The 19,793-nt window shown below is 41.5% G+C and carries 24 protein-coding genes; 18 read left to right on the forward strand and 6 right to left on the reverse strand.

What is annotated here, in order from left to right; all coding sequences use genetic code 11:
• Positions 1-2: 2 nt before the first annotated feature.
• Positions 3-743: an FRG domain-containing protein gene (locus P40081_RS14315; protein WP_042136319.1), complete on the reverse strand. Its 741-nt coding sequence runs from the start codon at positions 741-743 to the stop codon at positions 3-5.
• A 311-nt stretch (positions 744-1,054) separates the two neighbouring features.
• Here P40081_RS14315 and P40081_RS14320 point away from each other — a divergent pair, with 311 nt between their 5' ends.
• Both P40081_RS14320 and radC read left to right on the forward strand, forming a co-directional pair.
• Positions 1,055-1,894, forward strand: a complete 840-nt coding sequence (locus P40081_RS14320; protein WP_081969954.1) for an Rpn family recombination-promoting nuclease/putative transposase — start codon at positions 1,055-1,057, stop codon at positions 1,892-1,894.
• Between the two features lie 1,321 nt (positions 1,895-3,215).
• A complete protein-coding gene (gene radC / locus P40081_RS14330) occupies positions 3,216-3,824 on the forward strand; it encodes a RadC family protein (RefSeq protein WP_052421828.1) in 609 nt (202 codons plus the stop codon).
• Between the two features lie 147 nt (positions 3,825-3,971).
• Here radC and P40081_RS14335 read toward each other — a convergent pair whose 3' ends face one another.
• A complete protein-coding gene (locus tag P40081_RS14335; RefSeq protein ID WP_019911550.1) occupies positions 3,972-4,331 on the reverse strand; it encodes a helix-turn-helix domain-containing protein in 360 nt (119 codons plus the stop codon).
• A gap of 164 nt (positions 4,332-4,495) precedes the next feature.
• On the opposite strand from P40081_RS14335, the gene P40081_RS14340 reads away from it, so the two are divergent.
• The 5 genes from P40081_RS14340 to P40081_RS14360 all read left to right on the forward strand — a co-directional run bounded on the left by P40081_RS14340 (position 4,496) and on the right by P40081_RS14360 (position 7,554).
• Complete coding sequence (locus P40081_RS14340; protein ID WP_052421829.1) at positions 4,496-4,738, forward strand: toxin-antitoxin system YwqK family antitoxin; 243 nt, start codon at positions 4,496-4,498, stop codon at positions 4,736-4,738.
• A gap of 17 nt (positions 4,739-4,755) precedes the next feature.
• A complete protein-coding gene (locus tag P40081_RS14345; protein WP_042136323.1) occupies positions 4,756-5,190 on the forward strand; it encodes a tetratricopeptide repeat protein in 435 nt (144 codons plus the stop codon).
• Between the two features lie 569 nt (positions 5,191-5,759).
• A complete protein-coding gene (locus P40081_RS14350) occupies positions 5,760-6,095 on the forward strand; it encodes a hypothetical protein (RefSeq protein ID WP_042136325.1) in 336 nt (111 codons plus the stop codon).
• Between the two features lie 13 nt (positions 6,096-6,108).
• On the forward strand, positions 6,109-6,573 hold the full coding sequence (locus tag P40081_RS14355) for a hypothetical protein (RefSeq protein ID WP_042136327.1): 465 nt from the start codon (positions 6,109-6,111) through the stop codon (positions 6,571-6,573).
• Positions 6,574-6,612: 39 nt separating this feature from the next.
• Positions 6,613-7,554: a copper amine oxidase N-terminal domain-containing protein gene (locus P40081_RS14360; protein WP_042136328.1), complete on the forward strand. Its 942-nt coding sequence runs from the start codon at positions 6,613-6,615 to the stop codon at positions 7,552-7,554.
• Between the two features lie 202 nt (positions 7,555-7,756).
• On the opposite strand, the gene P40081_RS14365 is transcribed toward P40081_RS14360, so the two are convergent.
• Positions 7,757-8,782 (reverse strand): hypothetical protein, encoded by a 1,026-nt coding sequence (locus P40081_RS14365; protein ID WP_042136330.1) that lies wholly within the window; start codon positions 8,780-8,782, stop codon positions 7,757-7,759.
• A gap of 442 nt (positions 8,783-9,224) precedes the next feature.
• On the opposite strand from P40081_RS14365, the gene P40081_RS36400 reads away from it, so the two are divergent.
• The 3 genes from P40081_RS36400 to P40081_RS14380 all read left to right on the forward strand — a co-directional run bounded on the left by P40081_RS36400 (position 9,225) and on the right by P40081_RS14380 (position 11,152).
• Positions 9,225-9,683, forward strand: coding sequence for a helix-turn-helix domain-containing protein (locus tag P40081_RS36400; RefSeq protein ID WP_197074357.1), 459 nt, complete (start codon positions 9,225-9,227; stop codon positions 9,681-9,683).
• Positions 9,684-9,685: 2 nt separating this feature from the next.
• Positions 9,686-9,877, forward strand: coding sequence for a helix-turn-helix domain-containing protein (locus P40081_RS14375; protein WP_042136332.1), 192 nt, complete (start codon positions 9,686-9,688; stop codon positions 9,875-9,877).
• Between the two features lie 123 nt (positions 9,878-10,000).
• Positions 10,001-11,152 (forward strand): tyrosine-type recombinase/integrase, encoded by a 1,152-nt coding sequence (locus tag P40081_RS14380; RefSeq protein ID WP_042136333.1) that lies wholly within the window; start codon positions 10,001-10,003, stop codon positions 11,150-11,152.
• 462 nt (positions 11,153-11,614) lie between these two features.
• On the opposite strand, the gene P40081_RS14385 is transcribed toward P40081_RS14380, so the two are convergent.
• The 3 genes from P40081_RS14385 to P40081_RS37035 all read right to left on the reverse strand — a co-directional run bounded on the left by P40081_RS14385 (position 11,615) and on the right by P40081_RS37035 (position 13,765).
• The gene (locus tag P40081_RS14385; RefSeq protein ID WP_042136339.1) at positions 11,615-12,859 is read right to left on the reverse strand and encodes a tyrosine-type recombinase/integrase; all 1,245 of its coding nucleotides are present in this window, start codon (positions 12,857-12,859) and stop codon (positions 11,615-11,617) included.
• A gap of 76 nt (positions 12,860-12,935) precedes the next feature.
• Positions 12,936-13,346: an ImmA/IrrE family metallo-endopeptidase gene (locus P40081_RS14390; protein ID WP_081970495.1), complete on the reverse strand. Its 411-nt coding sequence runs from the start codon at positions 13,344-13,346 to the stop codon at positions 12,936-12,938.
• An 8-nt stretch (positions 13,347-13,354) separates the two neighbouring features.
• The gene (locus tag P40081_RS37035; protein WP_042136344.1) at positions 13,355-13,765 is read right to left on the reverse strand and encodes a helix-turn-helix domain-containing protein; all 411 of its coding nucleotides are present in this window, start codon (positions 13,763-13,765) and stop codon (positions 13,355-13,357) included.
• 241 nt (positions 13,766-14,006) lie between these two features.
• On the opposite strand from P40081_RS37035, the gene P40081_RS14400 reads away from it, so the two are divergent.
• From P40081_RS14400 to dnaN, 8 genes are all read left to right on the forward strand, one after another.
• Positions 14,007-14,264 carry a helix-turn-helix domain-containing protein gene (locus tag P40081_RS14400; RefSeq protein ID WP_042136346.1) on the forward strand — a complete coding sequence of 86 codons (258 nt, stop codon included), beginning with the start codon at positions 14,007-14,009 and terminating at the stop codon, positions 14,262-14,264.
• Complete coding sequence (locus tag P40081_RS14405; protein ID WP_042136347.1) at positions 14,251-14,541, forward strand: helix-turn-helix domain-containing protein; 291 nt, start codon at positions 14,251-14,253, stop codon at positions 14,539-14,541. The genes P40081_RS14400 and P40081_RS14405 overlap by 14 nt, the downstream gene beginning before the upstream one ends.
• Before the next feature lie 41 nt (positions 14,542-14,582).
• Positions 14,583-14,789 (forward strand): hypothetical protein, encoded by a 207-nt coding sequence (locus P40081_RS14410; RefSeq protein WP_042136348.1) that lies wholly within the window; start codon positions 14,583-14,585, stop codon positions 14,787-14,789.
• 15 nt (positions 14,790-14,804) lie between these two features.
• Complete coding sequence (locus P40081_RS14415) at positions 14,805-15,938, forward strand: ParB N-terminal domain-containing protein (RefSeq protein WP_042136349.1); 1,134 nt, start codon at positions 14,805-14,807, stop codon at positions 15,936-15,938.
• Positions 15,925-16,368, forward strand: a complete 444-nt coding sequence (locus P40081_RS14420) for an ORF6C domain-containing protein (protein ID WP_042136350.1) — start codon at positions 15,925-15,927, stop codon at positions 16,366-16,368. Before P40081_RS14415 ends, P40081_RS14420 begins: the two co-directional genes overlap by 14 nt.
• 271 nt (positions 16,369-16,639) lie before the next feature.
• On the forward strand, positions 16,640-17,704 hold the full coding sequence (locus P40081_RS14430) for a replication protein (RefSeq protein WP_042136352.1): 1,065 nt from the start codon (positions 16,640-16,642) through the stop codon (positions 17,702-17,704).
• Positions 17,705-18,685, forward strand: coding sequence for an ATP-binding protein (locus P40081_RS14435; protein ID WP_042136354.1), 981 nt, complete (start codon positions 17,705-17,707; stop codon positions 18,683-18,685). It abuts the gene before it with no gap.
• Positions 18,686-18,687: 2 nt separating this feature from the next.
• Positions 18,688-19,791 carry a DNA polymerase III subunit beta gene (dnaN, locus tag P40081_RS14440; RefSeq protein WP_042136356.1) on the forward strand — a complete coding sequence of 368 codons (1,104 nt, stop codon included), beginning with the start codon at positions 18,688-18,690 and terminating at the stop codon, positions 19,789-19,791.
• Positions 19,792-19,793: the final 2 nt, after the last annotated feature.

Consider the following 19,793-nt stretch of genomic DNA (forward strand, 5'->3'; position numbering starts at 1 on the left):
TTTTACACACTCCTTAGTATTTCCCCTATGCTTTGCATCTCAGGGAACAGTTGGAATTTCGAGATTCCTAGTAATGATAACTCCTCCAGTATAGATTGTTTACAAGAACTAGGTACAATATAACGCCAAACGTGCTTTTTATCACCGATATTCTCAATAGTTGAATCATTACGATGGTCTATTGTAAAAGCACCGAGTTGAGATTGCATACGAGTACTATTTCTCGGTGCAATCGCTGCTAAAGGGTACAATTTACTTGTCGTCTCTCCTGCAATTGATTCCGGGCTATAGTTTTTCAATAATACATCTTCAAAGGAAGGAATATCATAAGTGTAAGTTGGTTCAATGTTACTATGCTTATTTAATTCTACCGGAAGGAGTACCCACAAGGCCCCATCTTTATCTGCTTCTCCACTTGCACAAAAATAAAGAGCAGTTAAAGGACTCTCTGACCAATCAAGCAGTCGTGTAGGCACACCATGATGTTGCATAATGAATAACCAGTTGAACTCATTAGCAGGCAATGGATTAAGAAGCATAGTTGCACTTTGCTTAAACTTCTTAATTAAGTTACTCTCGGATACACGATTTGATACTCGAGCATATGATGGCTCTAGTTTCCAGGTCTTATCGGATTGCCCACGGTACCATATAGGACCATCATAAGCCCCAATATTTGGCTTCAGGTGCTTAAGAAGGTCACTAATTGACTTTATTTGTTTATCAGTGTATTTATAACTCATGTAAACTCCTCCATATGAACTATGTTTTATTAAAGTCTTCTACGGTATAAAGGGAAATTCCTCCATTTATATTATATTGTTTTACGATTTAAAAGAAAATGTATAAAATTGAACATTCACAACAAAAGCATACCCCTTCGGCGTATAGCCATCAATACCGCACTTCAATCCTTTAAACTGCTTCTCTAAAGATGCTTTTGCGGCAATTCTTCAAAACGACAACCTGATTCAATCTGAGAGTTCTACGGATCTTTATTGGGTTCAAAACCTGCGGGAAATGCTATAATAGATAATGAATGGAGCTGATGCCGATGGATTTGCTGGACCCACGTGTAGATTTCGTATTCAAACGGATATTTGGCAGCGAGAACAATAAGGATGTGCTGTTGGCGTTTCTTAACCGCATTTTCACGGAAGCTGGCGAGCCGCCGCTGACCGAGATCATTCTGATGAATCCTTATACGGACAAAGACGATCCGCTTGACAAACAATCCATTTTTGATGTTTATGCCAAGACCTCTGAAGGTAAACTGATTGATATAGAGATGCAGTTATTTAATAAGTACGACATAGAGAAAAGAACGCTTTTTTATTGGAGCAAACGATATGCGAGTCAACTCAGTGAAGGCGACAAGTATCCAGAGTTGAAGAAATGTGTGATGATCAACATTTTGAATTATTCGTTCCTGAAGAACGACCAGTACCATAATGTATTCCATTTGCGTGAAGACCTGACAGGGGTGTCTTTGATTGACGACATCGAGGTTCATTTCTTAGAATTACCGAAGCTAGATGAACGTAGTGTTCCATCTGAAGGTGGATTGATCAATTGGCTGTTGTTCTTAAAAGGTGCCGATACATCACACTGGGAGGTGCTGAAGATGAATGAACCGGGATTGGAGAAGGCTATGGATACCCTGCAATATTTGAGTCAGGATTCGGATGCCAGACGACTGTATGAGGCCAGACAGAAGTATTTGCATGATGAGGCATCAATGATTGAAGGGGCGAAATCTGCGGGTATTGCAGAAGGTGTAAACAAAGGAAAAAGAGAAGTTGCCCAGAATTTGTTGGCTATGGGAATGGATCATGCGGCTGTCGCCAAAGCAACTGGTCTAAGTGAGGATGAAATCAGGTCTATAAAGTTTTAACATCCTTATTCTTTCAGCAGATTATATTAAAAAACAAGGACTTTGGAGGGCTCATCCATGTCCTTGTTTCATTTATAGCAGCTCTTCGAAGGCGGTGGGCTTGAAGCCTGCTGCAGAGTATATTACCGCTTAATAGGCCGTAGTACACAGGAATGTTCATTTGATTGTAGATGTGTCTCTGCTAATGCTTGCTATTATGGGATTCCAAATAAAAAAATAAAATATTTCGCATTAAACCAGCCGTTTTTCCGTTTTGGAGAAACGGCTATTTTTGTGCTGTTTTTTCTAAGTTTACCTGTTGAAAATGTCTATTACAGAAACGAAAATGCGAAAAATTTTCTGACCCCTCCAGGATAATTATAAAGAAGGAACTATTGAGAATTGTTGCCCGGGGGGTGTCATTTGTGATCTGTGTCTATGCACTTAATGATGTAGGCCCCTTTGAATAGGAATTAACCGAAGACGGGTATCTAGGCTGATCCCCAAAATTGATGAGCAGCTCTTCTAATCTTTATCTTTATGAGTTTTCCCCATTTTTTGGGAAAAGGGTAGACCTGAAATAGTTTGAAAGGTGGTGATAACAAAGAACAAGAGACCAGTATTATCAGAATATATGAAATCATAAACAATCACCTGCACATTCCCCAAATCTGGGGAACGAGCATCACGAAAGGAGGTGATCAGTGGATAAGAATCTTAGTTTATCAGACAGCATACTTTCTGTGGTGTCTCTATGACTAATCATGAATCACCAAAACACATTCGCCAAAACTGGCGAGAGTGCTTTCTACAAAAGGAGGTGATAACAATGGTCGAAAGGCGAGGATTACCTGATGACATAACTATACTTGTGCGACAGCTAGTCATGAACGGTCACATTCGCATGGCTGGCACTGTGCTGTACACGTACTTTATCAGGTGCTGGAAACTGGATGATGAGCATGCTGCTTACTACATGCGGCGTTACTTTGAGAAGTATTTCGCTCCGCAGTTGCAGAGACATCTTCAAAAGCTTAATAAAGTGTGATCCATCTTAAATGTGAAAGGAGAACTTCCATGCGTTATCCTTCATCGGAAACGAACCGGATACAGAATCCACCTTACCTTGATTCTCCTGAAGGCCGTAAGTACATGCGAGTGCTCGTTCAATCTGTCCTGAATCAAATGAAGATCAATCAAACAAAAAAAGGTGGCCCGCAAAAGGAGCACACCAAGTAATTCAACTTATCATCAGCTTACCAAAAATATAGTTCGCCCACAAGCAGGAGAGGCCACTACGGTCTCTTCTGTTTGCATTTCAACCATATGGAGGTCAATTGACATGCAATCATATCAAATGAACAACCTGAAAGCCCTACTGGCTGATACACTCTGCGAAAAATCAGAGGGATATGTAATGAAGCAATTATTCAGCCGCTATACGACTTTGCCTGAACTATTAGATGTAGATGAACACGAACTGCTAACCATTAAAGGGGTTGGCAAGTCTAAGGCTCGTCAGATCATATCTGCTCTGCAACTGGCACGTATCTTGAATGCACCTGCCCAACAGGTATACACCATACGCTCTCCTAAAGACGCAGTAGACCTCATGATGCCAGAGCTCGCTTACTTGCAACGAGAGCATTTTGTACTGCTCTTTCTGAATATAAAGAACAGAGTGATCGGTAAAGAGACGATTGCTATTGGATCACTTGACTCAGCTATTGTGCATCCACGCGAGGTCTATAAAGCTGCTGTTAAAAGAAGCTCTGCTGCGATCATAGCCGTTCATAACCACCCTTCAGGTGACCCAACACCTTCGCGGGAGGATATCGCTCTTACCGAACGTCTGGTGACCGCAGGAGAGATTATGGGAGTGCAGCTTTTGGATCATCTAATTATCGCTAATGAAAACTACTGCTCAATGAAAGAACATGGCCTAATGTAGCTCCTTCATTGTTACGTTCGAGCCGCCCTTGACACGGAGCCTCTGTCGCCATGATACAAGGCGATAAGGCGATGCCATGAACCAGCATCGCCAAGGCATCAGCCTATCATGGCGACCCCTCCGTATAAAGGGCTTTGATGTTCATTCTTATTCGTTGTTGTGCTGCCCCTGTTCAAAGTGTGGCAACATGGCCTTGACTACATCTAAGACCATTTGTTTCTGTGGATCATCCAATCCATTTGTTAGTAATGCGAATTGAAGGGCAAAGACATCTCGTTCTACACTGTCCAGCGTTGCTTTAAGCAAGGTGTCAGTAGAAACATTAAGAGCAATGGACAACCGTACTAGCGTCTCGACAGAGAGAATACGCTCTCCACGTTCAAGCAGCCCCATGTATGAAGCCGATATCCCTACGCTCTCTGCAAGCTTTTCCTGAGTCAGGTTGTATTTTAGTCGCTCTTCGCGTACGCAATTTCCAATGAGCTTGTAATCTATTTTATCATCCATGCTACCATTCCCTTCCTCCCAAAATGTAGTGGAAAGTGAAGGAAACAGTAACGGACTTCAAGAATTAATATATTACAACCATAAGCATTGACGTATATTGGCACATTTCGTATGCTTATGGGGTTACAGCCTATGAACGAGTAACTTGGAGGGAGGGAATCAATATGTCGATGAAAAATGGTTTAGGAACTGAATATTATCCAAGTGGTCGCGTTAGATATATCGGTGAGTTTAAAGATGGAATCTATCATGGAACAGGAAAAGTATATTGGGAAACAAATGGAATCCTGATGTATGAAGGTGAACTTAAGGACGGCGACTTTAACGGACACGGAACATCCTATTTCAGTGATGGGAGATTGTGCCACAAAGGAATGTTTAAAGACGGAAAACCAGTTTTTGAATAATAGCTGGAGGTATGAAGATGGATGTTCAAACGGCGGTCAACTTAATGCAGCAAGGACTGCAACATAAGCGTAACGGAAAATATGAGGAATCTTTGAAATGTTATTTGGTAGTTGTGTACTGGATCAAAAGTGAACCGGAGCCTTACAAGAACCTTGGGAAGATCTATTACATACTCGGTCAATATCAGAACTCAATCAATTGCTACAAAAAATGTATTAATTTAATGGGCACCATGGACATTGATAATCTACGGCATATGGGTCATGCCATCTGCGATCCTCTGGCAGCTTCCGTAGAGGAAAAAGCGATTGTAGAAAATTACCGCTGCTCTATTGATCCATACTTTGGGCAGTTTGGCTCAAAAAAATACGGGCATGTAACAATAGCACCGGATACTCAAGAGGAATACAACAGGTTATGCATGAACAAGGCTGCATCGCTTCTAGGATAATGGATTCGTTCATAACAGAGAGGTGTCCTGACCATGCTTATGGTTTCTCGGTTCGACGGATATTGTCGTAAATGTGGATTTCCTATTTTTGAAGGAGATGTTTTTGATTATCAGCCTAATACTCCCTATAGAGCACAATGCGTCAAATGCTTCAAGGAGGTTCCGCCTGAATCTCCATGCCCTCATTATGCTGTATGGGCAACGGCAGACTATTTTACACCGTCCAATCGCCATAGGCACACTACGTCAGGAACACGGAAACATATGGTCCACTGTTGCATTTGTCAGAAAGAGTTTAATAACGTTCCAGAGAAAGCGGTATGCGTTAAAACGTTTATCACTTCCCAGCATGGAGCAAGCTATCCATCATCCAGAATGGAATTCGAGGTATCGACCTCAAGTTTGCAGCGACAGAAGCATCTTATTAAAACGGTGGCATCGGTGATTCAGGTTATGCTGCTGAAGCATCAGTTTCCTGACATGTTGATAACGGAGGCATACGCACAAATTGATAGACTGATCGAACTGTATCAAAGCGATTAATCGACCTGTTGAAGGAGTCTCTCAACTTGCTGGTAATGGATAAAATTAAGCAATTGTACAACATGTTTCCCCATGAGGTGTATCTCGAAGTCAGCAGAGCTGTCTTTTTTACGCTTCAATGCCTTGGCTGCTCTAACGGCACATTAGGTGCAGGGGCACTCTTCTATCTTGCATCGTTAGGAGATAATGACAGTTTATTGGATGATATAGTGCAGCATATCAGGCGTTTTGGTGATTCGCAAGAATCTTTACTCTTTGCACATGTTGTCACTGAACTGTCCTCACAGATGCAGTTGTCCTTGCGGCAGAGTATCGAACTATCAGATATGGTCGCAGATATAATCAGGAAGATGAACCACTGAAAGGGAGTCAAACATGCAGATAAGTAAACTAGGGTCGTTGGTTGAGAATGAGACGGATAAGATTATTTTTTCTCACATGTCTGAAGATGGCGATGCCAAACTGGTCAAACGGATTGGAGATAGGATCTGTACGTGTATCGGAAGCTTTCGGCTACATACAGATCAAAAGAATCAAATCCGAAGCACGCTTAATGGCTTTAACGCGGATTCCTTTGGCGGTGTTGGGGCAGCTCTTTTAATCATTCCGTATTTTGAGATCAAGTTTAAACACATGGAGAAAATTGCGGAAGCGAGCAATGGATTTGTCATTCATTTAATGAATTACTTGATCAAGGAAATCGGTAAAGCTGAATTCATCCAAAAAATCTGGACTCTTCAGGAGGCCGTAGGGATATCAGACAAATTCTACGATGGACTCGTGGATTACTTTGGCTCCAGAAAAAGTGAAGTTATTGTTCCGATCATGAGCAGAATCTAATGCCGTAGCTGTTCCTATTATACTTGGAGGTGTCGAAGAATGAATAAAAGAGCAATTCAAATGATGTTAGTATTATGTTTGATTCTGGCCTCAATCGGTACAGGTGGTCATGTGCATGCCGATTCTACACAAACCATAAAGGTTATGGTAAACGGCGATTATCTTAAGCAGGACAAGCTTGCTACAATGAAAAATGGGCGAGTCATGGTAGCGATCAATCCGGTCAGTGTCGCATTGAAAGCCACTTTGCAGTTCCAATCCGCTAAGAAGCCTATCAAAATCAAGTATGGGACCAATGAGGTTACTTTTACATTGGGTCAAAAGACAGCTTATGTAAACGGGAAAAAGCTTGCACTTGATGTGCCGCCGCAGACCATCAACAATACGACCATGGTACCCCTGCAACTCCTGAGTAAAGGGCTGAATGTTGATACTGCCTGGAAAGAAGTATGGAAAGTCGTTGCTATCGAACCCAAGCATGCTGCTAGTGAAATTGCCCTTACTGAGTCTGAAGCGTTGAAGAAAGTAAAATCCTTGCTGGGCAATGGCGTAACCATCAAAAGTAAAGGGACTGACCTACTCAGATTCTATACATTTCAAGGTAGCACATCCGAATATGAGTATGATTTCTTCAACTATGTAGACAAGTACACTGGTGAGATTTATTCCGTTACTCTTGACGCAGCGTTTGAGAGTCTCTCTAAGGCCGAAGGGCTCAAGGCACTGGATGCCAAGGTTCGCCCATTGCTTACACGGGAGCCGAATATCGAGGATGGATATGATACAAAGATAATCAATGGCAAAAAACATTATGCGTTTGAAGTCTTTTTCGTTGGAGCCAGTAACCCCTATTATTATGTAACTACTGCGTATGTAAGCGTGGATGCCAAAAGTTTCTATATGCTGACGAAGGACAATAAGGTTGTTCTGTTCTCAGACAAATTGTTTGTTCAATATATGAACGATACTCTTAAAGAATAAATGTCAATCTTGAGCGGATATTCGCTGTTCATTTTACTCACCTTCGCTTAGATATGGTCTGATATCTAGGAAAAGCCCTTGACTGATTTTTTAAGTTGAGGGCTTTTGTATTGAACAGAAATGTTTGTACGGAGCGTAGCAATTCAATTTGATAGATTAGTCTTCTTGCTGTTTATAACGCTTCTACGAACGTCTCAGTGGCTTATAGAGGGTGGAAATAGTCAAGCAAGCTCTGTCTTGGATTCGGTAATTGATTCATCGCCCAACCTGAAGGTATCGTGACTGGGTTTATACCGAGCTTTCTCAAAGCTTTAACTCTCCGATTGAATACCTCTTTGCTGGCTGTGAGCATAAACTGCTCTTTGGCCGAATTAACACTCCCTGCATCCTTAACAAGCCGAAGCATACCGATTAGATTATCCTGTGTTCTTTTCTGCCGCACCAACTGTCGCACACGTCTTCTTGCATACGAAAGGCTGTAGAAGTCACCAAGACCAATTGAGCGGTCAAAGTAAGTCAGGAGGATGGATTCAGCAAGCTGTTCACTTAAGAAATGCTCTATGTGCTTGTTGGGAAATCCCGCTCTCCTTCTTATGTAGTTAATCTTACTGCTACGGCACTGTACCTCAATTCGCAAAATATTCCTTGCCTCTTCAAGATGTTCTATTCGTATTGTTGTATGCTCATTCTCCAGCCGACTTTCCGTTTCATTTTCTTTGTCGTAAAAGTTCAAGATGAGTGATCTGGATGTGGAGTATGCACTGCTATCGTATTCATTATGGAGTGTATAGTGACGGTTGGGCGTCCTGCTGTGATGAAAAAGCTGAATATACTCACTGACGTTCTCTGTCGATACATCAACACAGTAGTCAATTCGTTTGCAATTCCAATGATTGAATGTTGGTAAAACTCCCGACAGGTTGCCAAAGATAGTGCGAAGTTCTCTATCAAAAGGTTCAGTAATTAAGGGTATCTCCGTCACTGTAGTGGACTGGATGAGTAGTTCGGGGTTCAGCAGTAGCTTGGGATTCAATAGAATCTCAATAGCTCTGTACGTTAATCCTGTATGCAGTGTGTAATGAATCAATCGGATTTCTCGAAAACCATTTGGGCTATAATAAGTGTTTTTATAAACACCTCTGGATACGTCCAGATTCAGCCGCTCTTCAACATCCCTGAAAAGCTCTTCATCTGTTATTGGGAACACAATTTCCATGGTGTGCATCATAATGTCTGCCTTCTTTCTATAGTAGCTTATATTGCATCTGGTGAGGCCTTGAGAGGCCACCAGACGTAATGTAGCAAGGAGTTTAAGCAATTCTCAGGAGCAAAAATCGGTCTCGCTCACAGGGAAGTACTTTATCTTTTTACCGCTTATCTTGTCTTAATAATATTGTGATCGTGACAAATTTGTTACAGCGTTATTGTATGAAGCTGATATTGTATGATTGCATTACATGTGATCTGTAGGAAACAGTATAGTATGTGGATGAGTCGCTGTAAATAAATTAAATAGGCTAAAACGGCTTAAAACACTCATTAAGTACGTAAAAAACCACAAATATCTACTGTGATTAGCGCTTATCTACGTTTTAAGCCGACTATTATCTATTGACTATCGGAATTTGGAAAAGTATACTGTTTCACACGGGAAACGACCAATGAGGAGGATGATGAAAGTGGAAATCGGTGAAATCATCAAATACTTTAGAGATATGAACAACATCGGGGTAAATGAACTGGCTAGAATTTCTGAAGTTCCTGCGAGCTATATTAGCAAACTGGAACGAGGAAACAGCAACAATCCATCTTTTGCGATTGTCAACAAACTTACCAAGGCACTTGGACTTACTGACGATGAAATAGCCTTCATCATGCAGTCTCTTGATAGAGATATGTCAGTAGATCAATTGTACGTGGAGGTGAAAAAAAGAGGCACTATGGCCTATCTTGGTGTAGAACAGGGCATTGAGTTTCAACATTTGTGTTTTGATCCTATCAGGAGTAATTTGTATCGTTATGCAGGTGATTTGACGAAAGAGGACTATATGTTGATCAGCAGCAGCGTAGAGCATCTTGTACAATACCTTGCTGCCCGAAACAAAAGTGAAAATAGAGAGGATGATTAAGCATGGAAGTAACCAATAAAGAAAACACATCTGTCGTCTTGTCTGTAGCCGATATTCAACGGATGATGGGGATTGGCAGGAGACAAGCCTATGAGCTAATGCATTCCGGCCAGTTTCATGTCGTTCGAGTTGGACAACGCATTCTCGTATCTGAAGCGGTGTTTTTGAACTGGCTGAATCAACCTGCAAGTTGATTTCATCGTGAGTATAAGTATCAAAACTGAAAGGGGGTGATCGCCTTGAGCGATTAATCAGCGGTGGGCTGTCGCGGCTCACCGTTATTTGTGTTTTCAAAAAACTTGAGAGGATGAGCTATTATGGAAGGTTCAGTGAAAAAGGATGATAAGACTAATAAATGGTTTTATGTTGCCGATGTTGGAAAGAAACCAAACGGAGACCGCAATCAGAAGAAGAAACGCGGCTTCAAGACCAAAAAGGAAGCAGAAAAAGCGTTAAACGAATTGCTCAATCAAGTTCATTCGGGAGCCTATGTGGAGCCCTCGAAAATGCTATATAAGGACTATCTAAAACAATGGCTGGAGGATAAACAGACTAAAGTAAGAGCATCAACCTTGCAGACCTATTCATGGCTCGTAGAAAATCACATTATCCCCGCTCTAGGGCATGCAGAGCTTGCGAAGTTAACTCCATCACTCATTCAGCAGACATATACAGTAATGATGAAGGAAAGCAAGCTGGGCAGTGAAAACATTCAAAAGATTCATACCCTCATAAACGATTCTCTTAAAAGGGCAGAGCGTTGGGGATTGATTTCAAAGAATCCTGCTGCTTTGGTGGATCGTCCAAGAGCAGATAAGAAAGAAATACAAATTTGGGATATGAATGAGTTGAATGTTTTTCTAAGGTCAGCACGTGAGAGTCGCTACCATATCGCCTTCTTTATAGCGGCTTGGACGGGTATGCGTCAAGGTGAGATTTTGGGATTGCGGTGGAAAGATATTGATTTTGGTAATAAGACGCTTCGTGTAGTCCAGACTTTGCGGCATAACAGCACGGAATTGGTTTCAACAACTAAAACAAAAGCAAGCAATCGCAATATCGCTCTTTCAGAAAAAACCATTGAGGCACTGCAAAAGCAGCGTAGACGGATGCTCAAAGAGCGATTACACGCTGGAGAAGTCTATAACGATCACGATCTTGTTGTCTGCACGGCTGTGGGAACACCACTAAACTCCCGCAATTTGAATCGTGCGTTCTACGATCTGATTAAGAAGGCAAAGATAAGACGCATATCCTTTCACAGTCTTCGTCATACACATGCATCATTGATGCTTGCATCGGGTGAAAATGTGAAGATCGTGTCCGAGAGGCTTGGACACGCCAATATACGTATCACACTGGACACATACAGCCATCTGCTGCCAAACATGCAAAGGAACGCTGCTCAAAACTTCGATAAGCTAATGCTCACTGGTTACGGACTGGCGGAGGCTGTAAATCAAAATTAAAGATGCTTCGATTTCACACTCTGATCTTAAGGAGAACATACAAATGAGGAATAATTATGATGAGCAACAATCGGTGAACAGTAAAAACAATTTGAGAGATGATAAATAAGCGATCTTCCGGAAATTATGGGAGGTCGCTTATTTTATTTGTGCAGATTTATACGCTCGTGACCAATCCGTGACCACAAGGGGTCAACGGCTTCTTTGGCATGTCTATTTTCTGTCCATAAAAAGCAAAAAAGCCTTATATAATAAGGCTTTCTGCATATAGGACGGATGGGGTTCGAACCCATGACCCCTACCCTGTCAAAGTAAACTATAAGGGTGTTTACATCTTCGCGAATACCTAAAAACCTTGAATTTTCTGAGTAATACGAAGTGATTGACGAATAGAAACGAGTGCAAATTTGGATATATAAGTGAAGCTCGTCCCCAATCCGTCCCCAACTCGTCCCCAGAAATCTAGTTAGAGGAATGGTTTGTCGTGGAACTTACTTGAGGGTTTTTCGGAGCAAACTTATTGAATCTGTCAGCAGTCTCTCGACTAAGTTTTTTAGTAATGTGAGCATAAATATCGGAAGTAGTTTGCTCCCGAGCATGTCGTAGTTGGCCTTGAACTGCCTTTGTCGTTGCTCCAGATTCAATTAACAAAGTAGCACAACTATGACGCAGATCATGGAAGCTGATCTTTTTTAATTTTCTACGCGCAACAAATCTGGTCCACCAACGATAAGGATATGAATGATAATAAGGTTTTCCGTATCCACCGTGAAAAACATACTGACGATCTCCACCTTTCCAGAGACCCTTTTCTTTCATTTCCCACATATTCTTCAACCATTCTCTACGATGGATCTTTAATTCTTCAATGTACCAAGCGGGCACTGCAATAATATCCTTTGAGCTATCATTTTTCGGATCTTTTTCTACAGCTTTGCCATCTTCAGTTAACGAGATACTATTAACTATACTAAAGGTGCAGTTATTAAAATCCACGCTACTCCATTCAATTCCCACAAGCTCACCACGACGGCAACCGGCAAGTAGAGCACCAAAAATAAAAAGTCTCCATTTTCGAGATTCATGGTATAGAGCATCTATAACCTCTTGCGCTTCATCTTCTTCATAAAATTGGCTTTTGCCATGTTTAACTTTAGGTTTCTTCACTCCGACAATCGGATTTGTTTTAATTAATTTCCATTCTGTTGCGCGTTCAAGAATGTTCTTAAGTACACGGTAAATGTATTCAATTGTTCCAGGCGCAAGAGGACCTTCTTTACCATCTTTCCGAGCTTCGGGCTTACTGAGATCGACCATGAAAGTGACCAAATGAATTGTCTTTATAGCACCTAACTCTTTATCACCTAATTTATCTTTGATATGACACTCATAGTAAGTTTTGTAGGTCTTGTATGAGAGAGGAGAGAGGTTGTCAGTGTTTGAGGCATATTTAGTTTTCCATTCACTTTCATAAAATTTATCTAATTTCATTTTTTGCGGTTTGATGTATTCACCAGACTCAACTTCTCTTTTGAATTCATGAAGTTGACTATCAAGGTAATCTTGAAGTCTTTTTGTTGTTCGAAGAAGAGCGGGATCGTCCACTTGTATAGTTTTATATTCTTTATCTCGGTTACCTGAGTCCCCTACTTCAACAACAAGCCTCCAACTACGTTCTCCTCTCTTTTCTATACTTCCTTTTGCCATAACATTTCCTCCTGTAAGATCGTATGTTCTAATTTGGGCGTATTTAAACAGCCTTTCAGCTGGGAAGCGCAGAAGGTTAAATAAAATATCGATCCATTTCTTCGGGAATTTGATTGCGTAGTAGAAAATCCCTTATGGTTTCATTTGTTTTAAGAGTGTCGCATGCAGTGAGAAGTTTCACGGCAAACCGATTAGCTTGCCGTTCATACTTGCCAGCATTATATAGTGACTGATCATCTAGCCAGAAGGCGGAGATCCCAGGGTGCAGTCTGTCGTGACCTAATTCATGGGCACAAATAAATCTCTGCCATTCATCATCAAGACCGTTATGTATTACTATAAACCTTCGTCTTAATTTTCTATAATAAAAGCCTCGTGTGCCACTACCTAAATCTTCAAACCAAATGTCAATATTAAGCTGCTTCGCAATTTCAAAGGGATCATTGGTTTTGAATTTTTTTAGCAATTTTACAATTGTGTGGTCCATGAGCATCCCTACTCATCAGTTTTTTTCTTTTTGCGTCCATATGTTTCTTTGTTCTTCTTCTTAGCATCCCAAAACATTGCTTCCATTACGCGTTTAATTTTTTCTCTGTCCTCTTCACTAATTGGCACGCCGTCAAACATAACCGGAGCGTCTTCTTCAAGCAATGTTTTAAAGTCTCGCTTGTCTTTTGAGGAGGCCCATTCTGGCGTACCAGATAATTCGCTTGATTCTCCCATCAAAACATGAGATTGGATGTTCAGGGCTTCTGCGATGGATTTAAGAGTATCAACGCTAGGATTATATCTATCTGCTTCTAAGTCTGCCAGATAAGAACGGGACATTTTTGCTTTCTCGGCAAGGTCCTTTTGCGTTAATTTAGCTTTCTTCCTATTTGTTTTAATATTTTGACCAATAGACATCAGGATAACTCCTTTTCACCGTTCTCTATGTCGGTTATACCGACCAATTACTAACATTATATATTCATATTGTCGGAAATACAATAACTTTAATGACGGAAATACAAGTTATTATGTGATATGTGATGATATTTAAAGCTTTTACGTTATCATCTATTAAAAATGGCCTAAAATGAGCTTATTTAGAGTTTCAATAAATGTCGTGAATACTATACAATTATTCCACCGGGAGGTGAATTGTATGCTGGATAAAAAAGCGCTAGGTGCTACCATAAAAAAACTGCGCAAGGAAAAGAAACTTAAGCAAATTGAAGTCTCAACAATAACAAATTTATCCCGCAACTATATTTCTGACATTGAAAACGGAAGATACTCTCCTAGTTTAGATGCAATCTTAAAACTGGCTGTATGCGTAGGATTGGATCTCAACACGCTAAAAAATGACGGAAATACAAGTTTTGAGGTAAGCGAAAAGGAGGCTTTAGATGTCTCTTATTGAAAAGGCAATTGCCGAAATGGTTCAATTCCAAGTTGCAGAAGCAGAGAAAAGGATCCTAGAACGTTTGTCTGCTGCTACTGACAAGACACTAACCTTCACTCAAGCTTGTGAATACCTTCAAATGTCGGAATACACTTTGCGGAGACTTTGTCAAAACAGAAGGATACCGCATCGGACTCATGGTGCAGAAGGTAGTAAAAATCCAAGATATTTATTCAGCACCGTTACATTGGATCGTTGGAAAAGAGAAGAGGAGGAACGAAACTATCAACCATAATAACCACACCATAAAGTTTTATACCTGAAAGGAGAATCAACTTGAAACAAGATTTACAGATTGCTTATGAGGCTCTATCCAGAGTAACAGCAGCTGCATTAATTTCTGGAGATAAAGTCACGTTGCGAGAGGCCGGTCTTGCTCGGGCGAAAACGCTGGAGCTAAAGACAATGCTTCAGCATCGTGAGGCTAAGCCTCAAAGAGTGACACTTAACCGCTTGGAGAGTTATTGCTTACCAGTACTTTAGGAAAGGGGAATTAGCTTGCTCATTGATATCAGCAAGATCAAAGTAACGGATCGTATCCGGCAAGACTTTTCAGGCATCGAAGAACTGGCCCAGGACATTGCAGAGAACGGTTTAATCAATCCCATTGTCGTAACATCAGATTATCAATTAATTGCCGGAGAACGGCGGTTGAGAGCGCATCAGCACCTGGGGAGACAAGAGGTGGCAGTGAACGTAATGGATGTGCGTGATTATGCCCATCATTTACAACTGGAAATCAGCGAGAATGAGCATCGTCGGGATTTTACTTTTTCGGAGCGAATCGCTTACGGGAAAAAGATTGAAGAGTTAGAACGGATCAAGGCCAAGGAACGAATGACTGCACCCGATAAGGAAAATTTGCCTGAGGGAGAAAAAGGCCAAGTCAGGGATATTGTCGCTGAACAAGCCGGATTTGGCAGTGGCCGTAATTACGATAAGGCAAAATTCATTGCTGAACATGCTACGGCTGAAATCATCCAAGAGCTTGATGCCGGAATTATTAGCACTCATAAAGCTTTTACCCAAACTAAAGAACGTATGGAAGCAGCTGAAAAGGCTGCTGCGGAAGCAAATGCTCGGGCTGAGGCCGCAGAGAAGGAGAAAGAGAACCTTAGAAAGCAATACAAGGACTCTATACCTGCTGATCAACTCGAAGAGGCGGTTAACGCCGCCATAGAGCGACAGCAAGAAGAGAATGAGGTATTTATTGCCCAGAAGGAAAAAGAAGCTCAGGCGGCGCTTAAAGCGCATGACGCTAAGTGGAAAAAGGATATTGAAGCAGAGTCTCAGAAAGTTCGGGATCTTAATGCTGGTTATAAAAAAATTCAAGAGGAACTGGAGACTTTGAAACTCCAGCAGCCGGAAGATCTAGACGATCAGCAGCGCGCGGCTCAATTAAAGAAATTGCGATATGAGGCTGATTCAAACACAGTTCAGTTAAGCATCCATGTAAAGCAGTTTCTCCAGAAGGCAGCTGTAACCACTCTTAACCTTGGGTCCGTAGCTTCGGCTTCAAGTAGTGAAAAGAAACGCTTTAACGAAAGCCTGGATATGCTACAAACATTTATCGATCAAATGCGGCCGGCTGTAAACGGCAGAAGGGTGGTAGAGGCAGATGTCATTAATTAATCAAGGTAATACATTGGCTATGCTGGAAAACCAGTTGAAGCAATCTGAAGCGCAAGGCGCTGCGGTACGGATGATGTTTGAAGAAATGAAGCAAATGCATGAGAATATCCAGGAAATGAAACTGGATGTAAGTGAAAAGTTTGAAGAATGCCAGATCATGGTTCAGGAGGTTCGCGACAGCGTCACGCTCATTGACGCTGAATGTGATCGGATGCAGGATGCTGTGCGAATAAAGTCAAACGAACTCACAAAGCACCGGTACAACGATTCTGATCTGAAGTTCAAAGAAATGGTCGGAAAGTATCGCCGACAGATCTGGAGCAAATTGAAGGATCAATTCAGCGTTGCAAAATATAGCCACATTCGCCGGATCGATTTTGACGATGCTATTGATTTTGTCAGTAAGTTCTGCCCTGAGGACTATATATGAGCCTTGAACGACTCATGGCACGCATAGAGGCACGCCGCAGGTTGAATGCATTACTTATATTCAGGTCCAGCGAATCGCTCACGGAGGCGGCAGTAGGCTTGATAGAATGGGAAATAACCGAAATAGAGGACTTTCTGCGGAGCAAAGCAGTGAACACAAAAATGACCACGTTGAGGGACGCGGCCATTTAAAAAGCTTTAATTAATTTTCAAGGTTATCGTATCACAGCCTTTTTACGCGGTCAACCGGTTCGGCAGGAGAGGTGAGGTGATTGGCGAACCCGCAACCAGAGGACGGATATGTCAAATTAGCCAATGAAATATGGAATGAGATTATTCGCCGTGACTTTTCAAAGCGCCAGAAGGATATCATTCTCTTTATCTGGCGCTTATCATACGGCTGTCGAAAAAAGACGGCTATAATTCCCATGCTCAAGGATTTTGAAATGTGCGGAGTAGGTTATCAAAATATCCGAAAAGAGTTAGAGCATCTGTCCAGTAGCAAGGTAATAACTTGGACGAAAAATACGAACGTGTTTTCTGTAAATAAAGACTATGAACAATGGCAGATCACTCCGGTTAAGGGATGGAGTGAAGAAAGGTTCAAGGAATTGATAAGTGTAAATCTGGTCGAAAGAAGGGCTACTAATTCTCAAAACGAGAAGCCGAAGAGAGAACGGAGTACCGGAAAACTGCTGTATACTTCTCAAAACAAGAAGTTTCTACTTCTTAAAACAAGAAGTGGCGGCTTCTCAAAACAAGAAGTCCAAGTTGCCTCAAACCCTTGCGGCTGTAAGGCGAAACGTTTCCCTAAAGACATTATTAAAAACAATATTAAAGACAGTAGTAATAGTTGTTGTTTAAAGGAGGACTCAATTATGAATCAAGGATCTCAAAACGAAATCAAGCCAGATAGCCAGGATACCGTTCCTGCCGGGGATGCCGACTCCAACCGGAAAGCTGCTGAACTAGATTATCGCAAACAAGTCGCTGACCTTTACCTTAAGCGCAGAGCCAAGGGATTTGATCTTACGGCTAATGACGAGTCGTTTTTAGAACAACTCATCGCAGACGGAGTGCCGATCTCTGTTGCCGTTGACGGCATTAATCTTTCTTTTGACAAGTTTAATCCTAAGCATAAACGAGACGAGATCAAAAGCCTCAAATACTGCGAAGGACGCATTTATAACCTATTGTCCGGGCAAGTAGAAAAAACAGACGAACAGAATATTAAGACAGTTACAGAGTCCGGAACTTTGGCTGAACCGGATTACGATCAAGAAGAATATCAAAAAAAGCTTGAGCGGTTGAAAGCCAAGCGCGAGGCTGTGGTGTGATTGGAAAATTTAGGGGATGAACTGAAAAAACTTATACCTAAGGGATTTGCCGAGCGAAAGGTGGCAGTTATAAAACGCTTGGAAGAACACCCTGAAACGAAAAGGATTAAGGAAACATTTCCTGACCGAGTAGACAAATTAACGCACCCAACAAATTATGGATCATTGTCAAGGCATCTTGCTAGTTTCGATAATTGCAGGGGCTGCAAAGAATTAGTTGGTTGCCAGAACGATCACAAAGGTCACTGCAGCGTTGTGGAGGAAAATCCAGATGACGACAAGGGATTAATCTATAGGCTCCAAAAATGTCCTTTGCTTCTCTCTCATGAGAAACGGCGAAGGGTGATGGAAAAGATTAAGAGTCACTTTATCCCTGAGCATGTCGTGAATGCGACTTTTGAGAGCATTGATCTTGACTCGCATAGATCTGCTGCAATCATAAAAGCCATGGACTTATGCGAGAACTTCGAAGTAGGGAAGAGCAAAAAGGGACTTTATTTATACGGTCAAATGGGTGTGGGTAAAAGCCTAATCGCTGGCGCAGTTGCACAGGAGTTAGCCTCCCAAGGAATAGACGTTGCTATGGTCTATGTACCGGACTTTATGGCCGAGGCAAAGGACGCGATTAGTTCTAAGACGGAAACTGTTCTGTCAAAGCTAGAGGCATTACAGAACGTGACTGTGCTCATCTTGGATGATATCGGCGCGGAAGCCTTAACCATTTGGACAAGGGACGAAATACTCGGACCAATCCTCCAGCGTCGCATGGAAAGATTAGTTACAATCTACACATCCAATTTAACCATGAAGGAATTAAAGCAGCATTTATTAAACGTCAAGGATGTTGCTAAGGTTATGGACCCGCGTCAAAACGAAAAGAAGGTTGAGCGTATATTTGAACGGATCGAACCTTTTGTTGAAGTGCTGCATGTTGGCGGACGTAATCGCCGTAGAGACAATTCTCATAACACAGGAGGATAGACATGAAAATATCAATTGATAAACATATTTTAGCTAATCCGATAGAACAGGCTACGAAATTTATATCATCCAAAAATATCGTTCCTATTTTGTCGGAAGTGTTAATCCAAGCGACACCGGAAGGTCTTTTCATTACAGGTGGTGATGGGGTGCAATTCCTCCAAACGAAAATTGCGGATGATGATTATCAACTCATTGAACCAGGTACGATCACGATGCCCGGAAAGAGAATAGCTGAAATTGTGAAAAAGATGAAAGGCGTCATTGATATTGAATCGGAACGTCTGCAGACCAAGATAACAAGCAAAAGTGGAGATTATGATCTTCCTAGCTTAGATTTCGAGGAATATCCGGAGTTTATCAACGAACAACCTGGACCTACTGTTGAAATTGAAGGAGAAACCCTCATCCGGTTGGTGGAAGAAACAGAGTATGCTGCTTCCACTGAAGAGGCCACCCCTATCCTAATGGGCCTGAGATTTAAATTTCACGAAGACACAATCACTGTAACCGGAACGAATCGGCATAAGCTTTCATCATCTGTTCGAACCATAGAAAACTTGCAGGACATGCAGGTTGTAGTTGGAGCAAAAACTATGAAAGAACTAACGAAAATAATCGAACCCAAAGAACGCATTTCAATCCGTCTTGTTGATTCCAAATTAATCGTGAACACTTCGAAATTTGTTTTTTATTCACGAGTGTTAGAGGGAGCTTACCCAGATGTGGATAGATTGATTCCTAACAATATTCTATCTGAGGTTAAGGTGGAGAGAGAACAGCTTTTAGATGCATTAGAGGCTGTTTGGATTATCGCGGAAGTGGACAAAACCAAGATGGTGAGAATGGCAGTAGGGAAAATGCTTGAACTTAAAGCAAATGTGTCGGGCGTTGGTAAAGCCAATCGACTTATCGACATTCTGGAAATTCAAGGAGAATCCTTCGCAACTGCATTCAACTGCAAATATGTCTTGGAAGCAGTGAAGTCTATTAATACAAATGAAATATCAATTACTTTTACAGGAAAGTTGTCTCCCATCGTGTTTAGAGGAACAGATGATGAACGTAATTATCGTATTGTATTACCTTACCGGACGGAGGTATAGGA

This window comes from Paenibacillus sp. FSL P4-0081 (assembly GCF_000758565.1).
GTDB lineage: Bacteria > Bacillota > Bacilli > Paenibacillales > Paenibacillaceae > Paenibacillus_AQ > Paenibacillus_AQ phytohabitans.